At 28.9% G+C, this 13,483-nt stretch carries 15 protein-coding genes; 2 read left to right on the plus strand and 13 right to left on the minus strand.

What is annotated here, in order from left to right; translation table 11 throughout:
* Positions 1–350 precede the first annotated feature (350 nt).
* From KSZ58_RS20415 to KSZ58_RS20455, 9 genes are all read right to left on the minus strand, one after another.
* The gene (locus tag KSZ58_RS20415) at positions 351–950 is read right to left on the minus strand and encodes a serine acetyltransferase (RefSeq protein ID WP_224727404.1); all 600 of its coding nucleotides are present in this window, start codon (positions 948–950) and stop codon (positions 351–353) included.
* Positions 951–1,019: 69 nt separating this feature from the next.
* Positions 1,020–2,486, minus strand: a complete 1,467-nt coding sequence (locus tag KSZ58_RS20420; protein WP_009271021.1) for an oligosaccharide flippase family protein — start codon at positions 2,484–2,486, stop codon at positions 1,020–1,022.
* Between the two features lie 4 nt (positions 2,487–2,490).
* Positions 2,491–3,318 carry an aldo/keto reductase gene (locus KSZ58_RS20425; protein ID WP_008728775.1) on the minus strand — a complete coding sequence of 276 codons (828 nt, stop codon included), beginning with the start codon at positions 3,316–3,318 and terminating at the stop codon, positions 2,491–2,493.
* 2 nt (positions 3,319–3,320) lie between these two features.
* Positions 3,321–4,295 (minus strand): Coenzyme F420 hydrogenase/dehydrogenase, beta subunit C-terminal domain, encoded by a 975-nt coding sequence (locus KSZ58_RS20430; protein ID WP_002610279.1) that lies wholly within the window; start codon positions 4,293–4,295, stop codon positions 3,321–3,323.
* Positions 4,288–5,400, minus strand: a complete 1,113-nt coding sequence (locus KSZ58_RS20435; RefSeq protein ID WP_009271022.1) for a polysaccharide pyruvyl transferase family protein — start codon at positions 5,398–5,400, stop codon at positions 4,288–4,290. The genes KSZ58_RS20430 and KSZ58_RS20435 overlap by 8 nt, the downstream gene beginning before the upstream one ends.
* 53 nt (positions 5,401–5,453) lie before the next feature.
* Positions 5,454–5,717, minus strand: a complete 264-nt coding sequence (locus KSZ58_RS23545) for a hypothetical protein (RefSeq protein WP_154411063.1) — start codon at positions 5,715–5,717, stop codon at positions 5,454–5,456.
* A gap of 111 nt (positions 5,718–5,828) precedes the next feature.
* Positions 5,829–6,104: a hypothetical protein gene (locus tag KSZ58_RS20445; RefSeq protein ID WP_038274603.1), complete on the minus strand. Its 276-nt coding sequence runs from the start codon at positions 6,102–6,104 to the stop codon at positions 5,829–5,831.
* Complete coding sequence (gene rfbC / locus KSZ58_RS20450; RefSeq protein ID WP_002610274.1) at positions 6,101–6,709, minus strand: dTDP-4-dehydrorhamnose 3,5-epimerase; 609 nt, start codon at positions 6,707–6,709, stop codon at positions 6,101–6,103. The genes KSZ58_RS20445 and rfbC overlap by 4 nt, the downstream gene beginning before the upstream one ends.
* Positions 6,710–6,720: 11 nt before the next feature.
* Positions 6,721–7,617 carry an NAD(P)-dependent oxidoreductase gene (locus KSZ58_RS20455; protein WP_002610272.1) on the minus strand — a complete coding sequence of 299 codons (897 nt, stop codon included), beginning with the start codon at positions 7,615–7,617 and terminating at the stop codon, positions 6,721–6,723.
* A 302-nt stretch (positions 7,618–7,919) separates the two neighbouring features.
* Between KSZ58_RS20455 and KSZ58_RS22985 the strand changes: the two genes are divergently transcribed.
* Together KSZ58_RS22985 and KSZ58_RS23430 are read left to right on the plus strand one after the other, a co-directional pair.
* Positions 7,920–8,132, plus strand: coding sequence for a hypothetical protein (locus KSZ58_RS22985; protein WP_009271024.1), 213 nt, complete (start codon positions 7,920–7,922; stop codon positions 8,130–8,132).
* A gap of 239 nt (positions 8,133–8,371) precedes the next feature.
* The gene (locus tag KSZ58_RS23430; RefSeq protein ID WP_022300317.1) at positions 8,372–8,923 is read left to right on the plus strand and encodes an IS110 family transposase; all 552 of its coding nucleotides are present in this window, start codon (positions 8,372–8,374) and stop codon (positions 8,921–8,923) included.
* 340 nt (positions 8,924–9,263) lie between these two features.
* On the opposite strand, the gene rfbG is transcribed toward KSZ58_RS23430, so the two are convergent.
* From rfbG to KSZ58_RS20480, 4 genes are read right to left on the minus strand one after another with little or no spacing between them, the layout of a single operon-like run.
* Positions 9,264–10,322 (minus strand): CDP-glucose 4,6-dehydratase, encoded by a 1,059-nt coding sequence (gene rfbG, locus KSZ58_RS20465; protein WP_002610267.1) that lies wholly within the window; start codon positions 10,320–10,322, stop codon positions 9,264–9,266.
* 2 nt (positions 10,323–10,324) lie between these two features.
* Positions 10,325–11,104: a glucose-1-phosphate cytidylyltransferase gene (gene rfbF, locus KSZ58_RS20470; RefSeq protein ID WP_002610265.1), complete on the minus strand. Its 780-nt coding sequence runs from the start codon at positions 11,102–11,104 to the stop codon at positions 10,325–10,327.
* Complete coding sequence (locus tag KSZ58_RS20475) at positions 11,104–12,132, minus strand: glycosyltransferase family 2 protein (RefSeq protein WP_002610263.1); 1,029 nt, start codon at positions 12,130–12,132, stop codon at positions 11,104–11,106. Before KSZ58_RS20475 ends, rfbF begins: the two co-directional genes overlap by 1 nt.
* Complete coding sequence (locus KSZ58_RS20480) at positions 12,102–13,481, minus strand: hypothetical protein (RefSeq protein WP_002610262.1); 1,380 nt, start codon at positions 13,479–13,481, stop codon at positions 12,102–12,104. The genes KSZ58_RS20475 and KSZ58_RS20480 overlap by 31 nt, the downstream gene beginning before the upstream one ends.
* Between the last annotated feature and the right edge of the window lie 2 nt (positions 13,482–13,483).

The following is a 13,483-nucleotide window of genomic DNA, read 5'->3' on the forward strand; positions in this document are numbered from 1 at the left end:
CACAAGGTCCTTGATCTGCTTTGTCGAAATAAAAGATGTGTTCATAGTATTTTTCCTCCTGTAAGTATGTTTCGTATCTACATTCTTACCCGCTTTTTACTATTTACACATCTTTTGCTATATTCCCAAAAAGCATATTGATATATATAGCATAGTTGCCCTCATATTTTTTCATAATGCTCTTTTTACTATGTTTCAGGGGTTAAATATGTTTATAAAAAGATTAGACATCTACATTTCATCTCTTGTGCAGACATCTAATCTATTTTTTATTTTGTCAACTTCCTTAACTTATTGGCATTGCTTCTTTAACTACATTTTTTTCTTATTTATTTCTTATTTCATATCTATTAAGGTAATCGTCCGACATGTCCTTCTGATGCGTTATCACGAAAAATTATTTCTGCAGGATTACCAATAACTATAGAATTACTTGGCACATCAAAATTTACGAATGTATTTGGTGCAATTAATACATCATCCCCGATTTTGATATTGCCAACCACTGTTGAATTAGCTCTAATAGCGACTCTATTTCCTATTGTCGGCACACCTTTTCTTTTTCCCCTAATGTCTCTTCCAATAGTAACTCCGTGGGTTACCATAAACTGATCTCCAATTTTTGATTCACCATTAATAACAATTCGACCCCAATGTCCAATAACAAAACCTTTTCCTATATTTTTATTTTGTATTTCTAGTCCATATTTATATTGATATTTTTTTAATCTTAAAGAATAAAAATATCTCCATATCGTGTCATAATTAGATTGATATTTTCTAAACAATTTTACTGCCTTCAATTCAACCATCATTTTCTCACGTACAGTTAAATCGCCGTCTTTATCTCTGAAAGTAGAAAATGCATAACTATCATTTGCAAATAACTCTTTGTACATTTTAAAATTTGGTATCCAAAATTTGAATGAAATCATTTTTTTTATTCTCATGTTATTAAACTATATATTGTATAAATTTATTTTAGTTTTAACAATATACTTTTTCCTTTCAACATAATCTTATTTTTTTATCTTTGATTGTATGCTAACAAACATTTTTTTGGTAACACCTAATGCAAAAGTGTCTTTTAATACGATTAAACCAAGATAATAAATGATTACTCCTAAACATATTTCAATTATTAAAGATAAAATGCTATATACTAAATATTTAGATATAACAATTATAGTCATGAGCATCAAGATTCCAGATATTAACTTCTTTGATATAATTTTAAACATTTGATTAAAGGAAATATACCCATCTGATTGTTTAATATATAAATAAGTAATTATAAATTCTGCTATAACAGACGCTATAATTGCACCTATTCCAGAAAATAATTTTATTAAACAAACATTTAATATACAATTAATCAATGTTCCAAAAATCAGTATTTTTGCACTTTTTGCTCTATTACCTGACGGATTATAATATAAATATCCGATTGTATTACTTATTCCCATAATAGGAATCAATAGTGACATTAAAATTAAAAATATTACGACTCTAGAATAACCTTCTCCAAAAAATACTGGTACGAAACATTTTGACACTGCACACAATCCAAAAAAAGCGCCAAAACTAAGAGTCATTATAAATTCAAGTGCGAAAGATAAGTTAAATTCAATTTCTTTTTTCATATTTTTGCTAAATAAATATGACATTCTTGAACTAAATAAAGTATTCATTGATGTAAATGATATTGTTCTAATGATTGAAATTATTTTTGTTGCTTGTTCATAGCAACCATTCTCTATATTATCTTTTGTTATTATTCCTATCAATGTTTTGTCAACAACTGTGTAAATTGTCGCTGCGATTGTTGGAACAAAATATATAAGCGTGCCTCTACAGTGGGCCAATAGATCCTTTTGTGTAACCTTGGATTTCACTATATATTTTGGCAAAAAAATCCACATACTTGTATTGCCTAAAAATGTTGATAAGGCTAATATTAAAATGTATATAGATAGATCATTAGGAGTTTTTACAAATAAAAATATAAAAATAACTCCCATAATTTTGAAAAATGAATTAATTATTACAGTATGTTTTAATTTTTCTATACCTAAAAAGAACCACGATATATCAAAAATAATTGCTAAAATATAAAATGTTTGAATAAAAAATATAAAACGATATTCGTCATAAAAAAGAACAATAAAAAACCACAAAATCAAACTAACTACAGAAGTTATTACAGTAATTAATTCAATTCCCCAAAATGTTTTACTTCTATCGTAAGTAGAATCTCTGGCCTTAGCGATTTCAATAATTCCATACGAAGCTGTGCCAAGACCTGCTATTAAAACAAAATAAGAGTTAATAGACAAAGTATAACTATAAATTCCAATATTATCTGGACCTAATACCCTTGAAACATATGGAGCAGTTATAAGAGGTGCAATTGTGGACAATATTTGTAAAAAAGTATTAAAAATAAAATTAACCTTCAACGAGGTTTTATTCAACTGCTTTTCCATATATTTATAGCACTCCTAAAGAAATAAGTAAAAACTTAATTTTAGTTTTAAATGAAAAATATGTATCTGGATTAAATCTTATTCTACCATTACATTCTAAACTATCAATTATTTTCATATCGTCTTTATCCAGATTTATTAGTTTAATCTTGTCTAGTTCCATTTCTTTTAGATGATGTTCTTTTGATGTACTTGGAATAGGTATATATCCTTTATTTATATTCCATTTCAGTATAATATTTGCTATAGATGTATTTTCTCTTTCGGAAATATTTATTAAATTAGTATTCTCAAAAAGTCTTTTATCAATTCTAGCGAAAGGTGAATAACTAATAATTTGAATATCATTTTTTTCACAAAATTCAACAGTGTCTTTTTGTTGAAATAAAGGATGAAGTTCGATTTCATTATACATTGGTTTTACCCTACAATTTTTCATTAACTTCATTAATTGTTTTTCGGTAAAATTACAAACACCTATTTCTTTAACTTTACCTGACAAATACAACTCTTCCATTTTATACCATAATTTTTTATATAAAAATGGATATGGCCAGTGAAGTAAATAACAATACAACTCAGTACCATTTTTTTCAATTTTTATCTTAGAGTCATTAAAATGTTGCTCAAAATTTTTAAATTGATCAACGAAAGAGAATTTTGTAAAAACTTTAAAATTATTGTCTCTAACATAGTCACCAACATAATCTTCATTGAAATAGTCATCACTTGTATCTACAAAATCAAAGCCTAATGTAGACGCCCTTGGTAAAACATTTTCCAACTCTTTTTTATACGGAAAACTACCTAATCCAATTATAAATTTTCTCATAATTAATTACTCCTATTTATAACTCTATTAATTTTACTGATTAATTTGCCGAATAAATTATCATTCGACAAAATGTCAATCAACTTAATATTCTTATATGTCATTTTTGTTAAACATTTTCTTAAAAAATGTTTTTTTATTGATTCATTATATGCAGGATTACCTGATACTATATCTTCAAAACTATATTTTTTATGAACAAGTTGTCGCTTTATTTTTTCTAGTTCACATTCCCCATGTTCTGTATTAATAATTATACATGATAATCCTTTATTGTCGTTTAAACTTAAATCAGTTTCCGCTTTACCCCACGCATCAGCAATAGTTATATCTGAGTTACGTCCATCAAGACCTTTAAACTTACATTTATAACATGATGGTCTTATATTCCAAGCATTGATATACGAAGCCATGTATGCATCATCAGTTCTTTCTTTTTCATATAACGCATTTTTTGACTCTATTCTTACTCTCCATAGTTTCCATCCATTAGACTTGTCTTTAAACTTTATATCAATTATTTCATCAATTTTAAAATTATAATTAAGATATTTGTTCCAAATACCTGGCGACGGAACACCGTGGCAGATCAAATCAACTGCAACTAAATTTGTATATGATTTTCTTAAATATGCTTTTAATCCCACTATTTGGCATGGAGTCCCTGAAAAAAGAACTTTCTTACCTTCGTCCAGATCTTTCTTTACTTGAACAAAAATATCACCTACATTACTTTGAGGATATTTTGATCCCTGCAGTAGCTTCAAATCTTCATAATTTGTTACTCTTCTATGCTGAGGAGAAAATTTATCATCAAATGCAACTCCATATACTGATCCACCTTCTAAAATACAATTTCTCCCTAATTCAAAAAAAATGCCACCAGATGTACTATTGAATCTAGATTTTGTATCACGAATATAAGCAATGTATGATTCGATAGGTTTATTGTCATTAAAATAATCAATATTACTCATATTTCTTCATTTCCTCATTATTTAAAGAATAGTTTAAAAATTCATTAGAATTCTCAACATATTTATCAAGTAAATCAGTCACACTCTCCCAATTTATTGGATTTTCATCTAAACCGTTGCTTATATTCCTATTCATTAATTTCAATTTTTTTGCCAAATCTAACAATCTTTCGTTATTATTGTATGATTTTTCAGGAATCTCGAAATAAAATTCTTTTTGAAAATTAATTGAGAAAGCCATTCCATGAAAAGATGTCGTAAATACCACCTCAGCATTTTTTACTAGATTCAAGAATTCTTCAATAGATGCATAACTAAAATCAATATAATCATCTTTTGTGTTCAATCTATTTAAACTTACTACCTTATAACTATTTTTCTTTGCGTACTCTAACGCTTTTGAAACTAATTCAACTGGTTGATTAACATGATAAACCAGAACGTATTTTTCTTCTATCAATCTCTTATTATTTATTAGTTCTGACCATTTTTTCATATTTAATAAAAAAGTAGGATCTAAAACATTAGTTGAGTCAATATTTAGATTATTTTTTAGATAAACTTTCAAGTTTTCTTCTCTTACTGAAATATTATTAAACTTGGGAAGATACTTTTTATAAGCATCAATTGCAAACTCATCCACATCAGACACTTTAAAACTTGCAGCATACGAAACTCTTCTAACATCATTTGGAAAATCCAACAAATACGTTGTATCATTTTCCAAAAGTTCTAAATTCCACACTTGATCACTTCCCGCAATGATAGTATCAAATGTACTTATTAATTCAGAATCTACTGTTTCACTAATTTTTAAATACTTTTTAACAAATTGTTTTAATTCAAATTGTTTTATAGAATTGTTTCTTTGTTGCCTAAATCTTATGAAGACTTTAATTAAAGATTTCAATTTATTTTTTGTTCCAATTGCTTCCCATGGCTTTAAAGGGTCGAAAAAAACCTTATTAAAATATAGAGGTGTATAGTCTATTACTTCCACATTATATCCTCTTTGTTCTAATGCATTTTGCAATGCATAACATTGCAATATAGCACCATAATTTACTGCATTATGAAATGTTAAAATACCAATTTTCTTATTCATACTTTCTCCCTTCAAAACATTGCTTAGAACATATTAAAAGCGGTTTTACATATTTACTCTTTCCAAATCACATTATTTTTAATTATTCTATTAGAATTAATAATTGAGTTTTCTTCTGTATTTGAGTGCGAAATTACACTAGCAGCAGCAACTATTGTGTTGTTTTTTAATTCAACCCCCTTCAAAATTAGGCTTCGACAACCAATCCAAACGTTACTACCTATAATAATTTTTTTAGGATTATTAATTTGGTGTTCATCATCTATAGAATATATCTTATGAAAATCTGTATCTAAAATTAAAATATCCCAAGACAATAAGACATTAGATCCAAAATTTATATTAGAAACACATACTATTGCAGAATTTGCCGTAACACAAAAATTATCTCCAAAAACTATTTTCCCACTATTCGAAATTCTAGTTCCTTATCCAAAATGAGCTGAACCTTCAAATTGAAATATACCGTTATTATCCCAAATACTTCTTTCATATTTTTTGTCAAATATACCAACATCTACAAATCCAAAATATACACGACATTTTTTGTTTTTAACAAACACATTACCTGATAAGCGTTTTAATTTAGTATTTTTTGATATAATAATGATAGGATTAACCAACCCCTCCCATCCAAAATATCTATAATTTACTAATAATGTTTTGCTTATACTAATAGATAAGACTTTTTTTATTCTTCTCACTGTAAATGACCTTCAATTTCTGATTTATTGTCATAATTTTCCATAATTTTCTTATAGTCATTAAAACTCATTAAATTTAAATCTTTATCGCTAATAATCAAATTATCTTTTCCACCAATTAACTCGAATGGCCATTCAATCCCAATATCAGGATCATTGTACATAATTCCTGAATCACCTTCTTCAAAAAATACTTCAGTTGCTTTATAACTTACAATTGAATTTTCAATTACTAAATATCCATGTCCAAAATAAGCTGGAACCAGTAATGAATCCATATTTTCTGCTGTCAGATGGAATCCTCTCCATTGACCATATGTTGGAGAATCTGGTCTCAAATCAACAATAACATCATATACATGACCACTTACACAACGTACTAATTTAGGTTGTTGTTTAATTAATTGAAAATGTGATGCTCTAATAACACCCTTCTTTGAAAGAGTATAGAATACTTCTTTCAACTCGTGATTAATGCCATGGTCTTTAAAGACATCAATGTTGTAATCTTTAATTAATCCACCTCTATCATCTGAAGCAAAAAATGGTTTAATTAAATATGCATCTTTTAAATCTAATTCTTGAAAATTCCATTTCTGTACCATACCAAGTCTCCTTAATAATTCTCTAATGTATATTTTAATCCTTCTGTAAAATCTTTTGTTACAAAGTCACCAATGTCATTTAATAAATTTTTAGTGTCAAACATATCGAAAGTGTATTTAATTCCATCATCTTCTCTTACACCAATTCGTATTAAATCACTTTTTTTACACTGTTCACCAATTTCAGCTAAGTATTCTTTTAAAATTCTAGGTTTACCAGAACCAATGAAATAAAAATTTTCATTGAGTTTTGCCTCTCCAAGTCTATATACAGCTTCAATTAAATCCTGAACATAAATAAAATCATATGGTTGCATTGCAGGGCCAAAAGTCGCTTCATTACCTTTTACTAATTCACCTATTGTATAACTAACAAGATTTCCCGTTTTATTTTCAGGACCATATATATTTGAAAACTGCATCCAAACATACTCTAAGTCAATATTCTTACAATATGTTTCAAGAATTAAATGTGCTGATGTTTTTGCAACACCATACATCATCCCACCACTTGTTTTTTTTAGCTTGTTTAATGATTCTGTAGCTCTTTCAGCTATTGTTCCTGCGCATAAGAATCTTTTACAATTTATTTTTTTTGCTATAGTGGCACAATTCAAAGTCATTTCAATATTTTTTAATTGCACATATGGATTAGCTTTATCACCGCCATTTACACCTGCCCAGGCAAAATGATAAAAACAATCATATTTTTTTGAGGAAATTAATTTTTCTATATCTTCTGCATTATCTAAAGATATTTCGATAGCATTAATTAAATCAGACTTAGGTAATTTAGAATTCTTAAAAGATATATCAATTGCAACTACAAAAATATTATTTTGAATTATTTTTTTAATTAATGATGAGCCAATAAATCCATTGGCACCTGTAACTATGACATTTTTCATTCTTGCCTCCATTCTCTCGCTATGCGTGAGCACAAATTTTTATGAAACACCAGCACCATTACAATGCGTTATAATATAGTTAGAGAAGAAATATACTATAGAGCACGTGGAGGTGAGTGATGTTTTCTGTTTTTTAGTTTAACTCGTATTCTTATCTGTGCAGTCATCTGTCCATGCACAAACTTTTGTTCCCTTTGAGGACATACACTTACCAATAAAGTAATCTTGTTATTTGAATCGATATATTTGAGAACACAGATGGCAGTCAATGCTTTTTCTTTCTTTCAAAGGAGGCGGTTTTCATGAGCAGAGTGATGTACCCCATTGCTTGTGGTATTGATGTCAACAAAAAGAAATTAGCTTGCACAATCATCATCGCTGAAAGTATGCAGGTGGAACCTGTTTACCATCACCGCAAATTCTCTACTCACAATTATGACCTTGTTAAACTCGTTGACTGGCTTGATCATTATGACTGCCACTGCGTCTGTATGGAATCTACAGGCAAGTATTGAATTCCTGTATTTAACTACCTTGAAGATCGTGATTTTGATATTGTTATCACTCATCCAAAGTATGTTAAATCACCGAAAGGTAAAAAACCTGATTTCTTAGATTCTATTCATATCGCAGAATTATTTCAAATGGGCGAAGTACAACCTTCTTACATGCCCAATTAAGAGTTTCGTCAACTTCATGACTATCTCGTTATCGTTATAAAATTACAAACTTTATATCTTCAGAAAAGAACCGTGTGCAGAATTGTCAAACTGTTTCCAATATTTCTTTGGCATTCGTTGTTTCTGATCCTTTTGGTGTCAGTGCTTCTGCCGTGTTTTCTGAACTTCTCACTTCCAGTGATGTCGATGAAGTCCATATCAGATCTTTACTCCATGGTTCCTTGAAAAAGAAAAGTGAGGAAATTCTCAACTCCATCAGAGGTTTTCACCTTGATGATGATCAGTCATACAAAACCCTATTATCACTTGGTCACATGCAGTTTCTTGAAGATATGAAGTCCGCACTTTCTATTGAAATAGATAAAAGAACTTCGAAATACCATGTGTATATTGATTTTGCAACTCAATTGCCTGGTATTGGTCACCTTTCTGCGACAACGCTGGTTTCAGAAACCGGTGTTGATATGAGTGTTTTTTTCGACGTAGAACATTTTACTTCTTGGATTGGTCTTACCCCGACAAATAATGCGAGTGCCGATAAAAAGAAATCTGTCTGTATCTCTCATGCTGGAACATACTTACCAATGCTTATCCAATGTGCACTTGCCGCACTTAAAGATAAGTAATATCCTTACTTCAAGATCAAATATAATAAAATCAAAAAGCGCAGGGGTCATAAACGTGCGGACATCGCTGCTACCAGATTGATGGCAGTCTGCCTTTTTCATATGTTCAAATACTTGAAGGATTTCCATCCATCCGATTATGAGGAACTGATGTACCCTAATCCCCCTAAGCCTCGTAAGCAGGATATTTAATATGCTTTAGAGCTTTTACAATCTATAGGAGAATATAAAATTACTCCTATTTTAGCCGCAAGCTAATAATTCTGTCATTTTCGAGCTAAATATAGTTCGCTTTTGTGTTCTTTTTAAGTTGCCCTTTTCTTATTTTATTGCTTCACACTTAAATACCTTCCTTTAAAAATTCATTAATTTCTTTATCCATACATGCTCGAACATCTTCATTATTAATCCAACATTTAGACCACTCACATACTTTTTCGATAGCCGTATCTAGGTTCCAATGTGGTTTCCAATTGAATGTCGCTTTTAATTTTGAACAATCTAATTTTAGAAAATCAGCTTCATGAGGACCGCCGTCATATTGATTGATCCATTTCATGTTATCTCCCCATTTTGAAACAAAAACATCCACAATTGCTCCAGTTTGATAGCAATCAATATCATCTGGCCCTACATTGTAATATCCAGCATATTTGTTATCTTCATATTGCATAGCTGCTATCATTAAATATGCATATAATGGTTCTAATACATGTTGATATGGTCGAGTTGAGAATGGATTTCTAACTACGATATCATCATTCTTAATTGCAGCTCTAACGCAGTCAGGAATAATTCTGTCATTAGCGAAATCACCACCACCAATAACATTACCTGCCCTAGCTGTACTCACTGCAATTCCCATCTCATTAAAAAAAGAATTGATGTATGAATGAGTAACTAATTCAGAACAAGACTTAGAATTAGAATATGGATCGTATCCATCTAATTCTTCATTTTCTCTATATCCCCAATTCCATTCTTTATTTAAATACACTTTATCAGTAGTCACATTTAGGAATGATTTTACAGTTTTAGATTTTCTGACACACTCGCAAATATTGACTGTCCCCATAACATTGGTTTCATATGTATATCTTGGATCATTATAAGAATCTCTTACAATAGGTTGAGCAGCTAAATGAAGAACAATTTCAGGTTGAGCTTCATCAAACACACTTTTAAGAGAATCTAAATATCTTATATCACCTATTACTGAATGAATATCATCTTCAATTTTAGCAATTTCAAATAATGATGGAGAAGTTGGAGGATTTAGAGAATAACCCGTAACTTCTGCTCCAACATTAGTTAAAATTTTACATAACCAAGATCCTTTAAATCCTGTATGTCCAGTAATAAATACTTTTTTTCCTTTATAAAAATTAATATCGAACATGCCTAATCCTCCCATGTTTTCCAAGGTGCTTTACCTGAACTCCATAATTTTTCTAACTGCTGCTTTTCTCTAAGAGTATCCATACATTGCCAATAACCAATATGTGTTCTTGCAATTAACTCATTATTCGCAACCAAGCTATTTAATGGTTCTTGTTCAAAAACAGTATTATCCCCTTCAATTCTTTTGAAAATATCAGGATTCATAACCATAAATCCAATATTGATCAAATCTCCATCCAGATCAGACTTCTCTCTAAATGCATTTACTTTCCCATCTTTAGCTATATCAAGAACCCCTTTATTTTGACCGAAGTTGTATACAGATATTGTTCCAATTTTGCCATGTGCTTTATGGAATTTAATTAAATCGTTAATATCTACATTTCCAACAGCATCTCCATAAGTCATTATAAATGATTCATTTCCAATATAATCCTGTATTTTTTTAATTCTACCACCTGTCATTGTATTTAATCCAGTGTCTACTACTGTTACTTTCCAAGCTTCTGCATGCTTATTATGGACAATCATTTCATTTCCTTTGGTGAAATCAAAAGTAATATCTGATGTATGTAAAAAATAATCTGCAAACCACTCTTTAATAACATGCTGTTTATAACCGGCACAAATCACAAACTCATTGAATCCTTGTTCAGAAAACCCTTTCATAATATGCCATAAAATAGGCATTCCACCAATTTCAATCATGGGCTTTGGCTTGAACGCTGATTCTTCTGAAATTCTTGTTCCATATCCACCCGCTAAAATTACTACTTTCATTATAATATGTCCTCCTTAGACACAATTTTTTCTGCATCCAAATTTCTTAAATAATAGTTAATCATTTGTTTGCTTTTAAATAATAAAAACTTTATTCTTGAATACTTTGTATTAAAATCAAACATTCCTTTATCTCTAATAAGTTCTTTTGTTTCATCTATGTTTCGTTTATAGTTAAACCAATATATTTCATTATAAAAATATTTGTTAAACTGTAATTCCGATTCTTTCAATAAATATTGATTATATTCATAAAAATCTAACTGAGTAAATTTATTTTTTGTAACTCCAGATTCTAATCTATATACTGCCGTTCTATTTTTCATTATGTATACGTTGAATTTTTTTGAAAATTCATATAAAAACACAAAATCCCACGCTTTACCGAATACTTCTTTAATTTCTCCATATTCTTGCAAGCTATCATGTAAAAAACAAATACCGCATGTAGGAGCTAGAAAACAATCTCGCCATGACAATAGAGCATCCTTATAATCTACTTTTGTTAAATATTTTTTATACACTTTTCTTACACAAAATAATAAGCTTAGAGTATTTTTTAAAGCTTTTTTTAAAGATGAATATGATTGTGATAATACATAGCGTGATGGTATAAAACAATCAGCATCTAAGTTATTTTTCTTAGCATATTCAATAGATTTCATCAATTCTTTAAGATGATTTTTTAATAGATAATCATCATCATGTAAAAATAAAACATACTTACCTTTTGCTAAGTTAATACATTGGTTACAATTACCTAACATTCCAACATTTACTTCATTAGAAAAAAAGTAAACATTGTTGTTATCAATATACTGCTCACAAAGTTCCTTCATCTCATCTTGTGGATCATTATTAACCACTATTACTTCATACGAATATTTCTCAATATCATCTTGCATCAACACACTATCTATAGCTTGTTTTAAATATTGAGTTCTCTTATATGTTGGAATGCAAATTGAAAATTCTACTTCACTTCTTTTTCCGCTGATTAATGACTTTGAACTTGTTTTTTTGCACATAACATATCCCCCCTATAAGCAAAAATAAATATTAAAGTTGTTTGTACTATTGTAGATATAAACACGTCGTACATTATCCCAAACACTAATAAGCCTATGCCTAATAAAATTAAAGACATATCTTTTGATTTTATTAACTGAATATACAAATACAAATAAACTAACATACCTATAATCCCATTACCTAGTAAAATAGATGCAAAATCACACTCTATTGCCCAAGCACTAGTCAACATTGTTCGATTGAAATCAAAAAAAGATGCTATGTATTGGCTGTGGTTAAAAACTAACCCTTCCGTTCTAATTCCAACACCTATTAATCTTTCAATTATGTTCAAATCAAAAAACCACGAATAAATAGATAAGAACGGATAACTCATATGTCTACCAGTTCCATAAATATCAGCATCACTATTAAATATAGTAAGAATTCTCCCGAATAATAAATTGATATAATTTTGTACAGAAGGACTATTGTTATACACAACTATCACAGGAAAAAGTAGAATAACAACACCGATAAATGATCTAATAATAACCTTTTGCTTGATTCCATGTCTGTGCTTAACTAAGTATAAAAATAATTCTATACACATTAGCATTGCAATTGAAAACATCCCTACTCTAGATACCGCAAAAATCGTACTTGCAAAATATAATATTTTATATACTTTATTCTTATCAAAACAATAACCAATAAGCATTAGTATTGATAAGAATGCAGCATCACTATTCAATCCAGTTATTCTTAAAAAAATCTGAGTACCAGTGTTTCCATACGCGACTCCATAACTACCAAATATATGTGAAAACATTTGATTAATTAGAATATCTGTTATATTAATACTAATTGTGTTCCATAGCACAAATTGAATGAGAACGTAGATGGCATGAAATCTACATATCTTTATCATTATACTTTTAAATGATGAAAACAAAGCCTTCTTATTACTATATGAAAAAACGAAGAAGGCTATTGGGAAATATATAAATAAATATTGAACCGCATTATTAACTAATCGATCTTCCCATTCTAAAAAAGATATATAATCTCTAAAAGCTAACGATAAGATTGATCCTATTATCTGAATCATGTATAAAACTATAAAAGCTTTAATATATCTGTTACCTTGTATTTTCCCCTTTTTTACATGAAAAATATGATATAAACCATATAACTCTAAAGGTAATAGACCTATTTTATTAAGAGAAATACCAAACACTTGTAGACCAAGCATACTTGAACAAAACAAAGCAAAAGCAATACATAAACTTAGTATAAATGGAGTACTCATACTTAAATTAGATTTATAATTATTTAATTTTAAACTAGACTTTTTTATTTTCATAA

This window comes from Erysipelatoclostridium sp. DFI.2.3 (assembly GCF_019132535.1).
GTDB lineage: Bacteria > Bacillota_I > Bacilli_A > Erysipelotrichales > Erysipelotrichaceae > Clostridium_AQ > Clostridium_AQ innocuum.

What these genes read in the sequence shown, in the direction of transcription:
- KSZ58_RS20415 (WP_224727404.1), bottom strand. Translation starts at nt 950, where the DNA reads ATGAGAATAAAAAAAATGATTTCATTCAAATTTTGGATACCAAATTTT.
- KSZ58_RS20420 (WP_009271021.1), bottom strand. Translation starts at nt 2,486, where the DNA reads ATGGAAAAGCAGTTGAATAAAACCTCGTTGAAGGTTAATTTTATTTTT.
- KSZ58_RS20425 (WP_008728775.1), bottom strand. Translation starts at nt 3,318, where the DNA reads ATGAGAAAATTTATAATTGGATTAGGTAGTTTTCCGTATAAAAAAGAG.
- KSZ58_RS20430 (WP_002610279.1), bottom strand. Translation starts at nt 4,295, where the DNA reads ATGAGTAATATTGATTATTTTAATGACAATAAACCTATCGAATCATAC.
- KSZ58_RS20435 (WP_009271022.1), bottom strand. Translation starts at nt 5,400, where the DNA reads ATGAATAAGAAAATTGGTATTTTAACATTTCATAATGCAGTAAATTAT.
- rfbC (WP_002610274.1), bottom strand. Translation starts at nt 6,709, where the DNA reads ATGGTACAGAAATGGAATTTTCAAGAATTAGATTTAAAAGATGCATAT.
- KSZ58_RS20455 (WP_002610272.1), bottom strand. Translation starts at nt 7,617, where the DNA reads ATGAAAAATGTCATAGTTACAGGTGCCAATGGATTTATTGGCTCATCA.
- KSZ58_RS22985 (WP_009271024.1), top strand. Translation starts at nt 7,920, where the DNA reads ATGAGCAGAGTGATGTACCCCATTGCTTGTGGTATTGATGTCAACAAA.
- rfbG (WP_002610267.1), bottom strand. Translation starts at nt 10,322, where the DNA reads ATGTTCGATATTAATTTTTATAAAGGAAAAAAAGTATTTATTACTGGA.
- rfbF (WP_002610265.1), bottom strand. Translation starts at nt 11,104, where the DNA reads ATGAAAGTAGTAATTTTAGCGGGTGGATATGGAACAAGAATTTCAGAA.
- KSZ58_RS20475 (WP_002610263.1), bottom strand. Translation starts at nt 12,132, where the DNA reads ATGTGCAAAAAAACAAGTTCAAAGTCATTAATCAGCGGAAAAAGAAGT.
- KSZ58_RS20480 (WP_002610262.1), bottom strand. Translation starts at nt 13,481, where the DNA reads ATGAAAATAAAAAAGTCTAGTTTAAAATTAAATAATTATAAATCTAAT.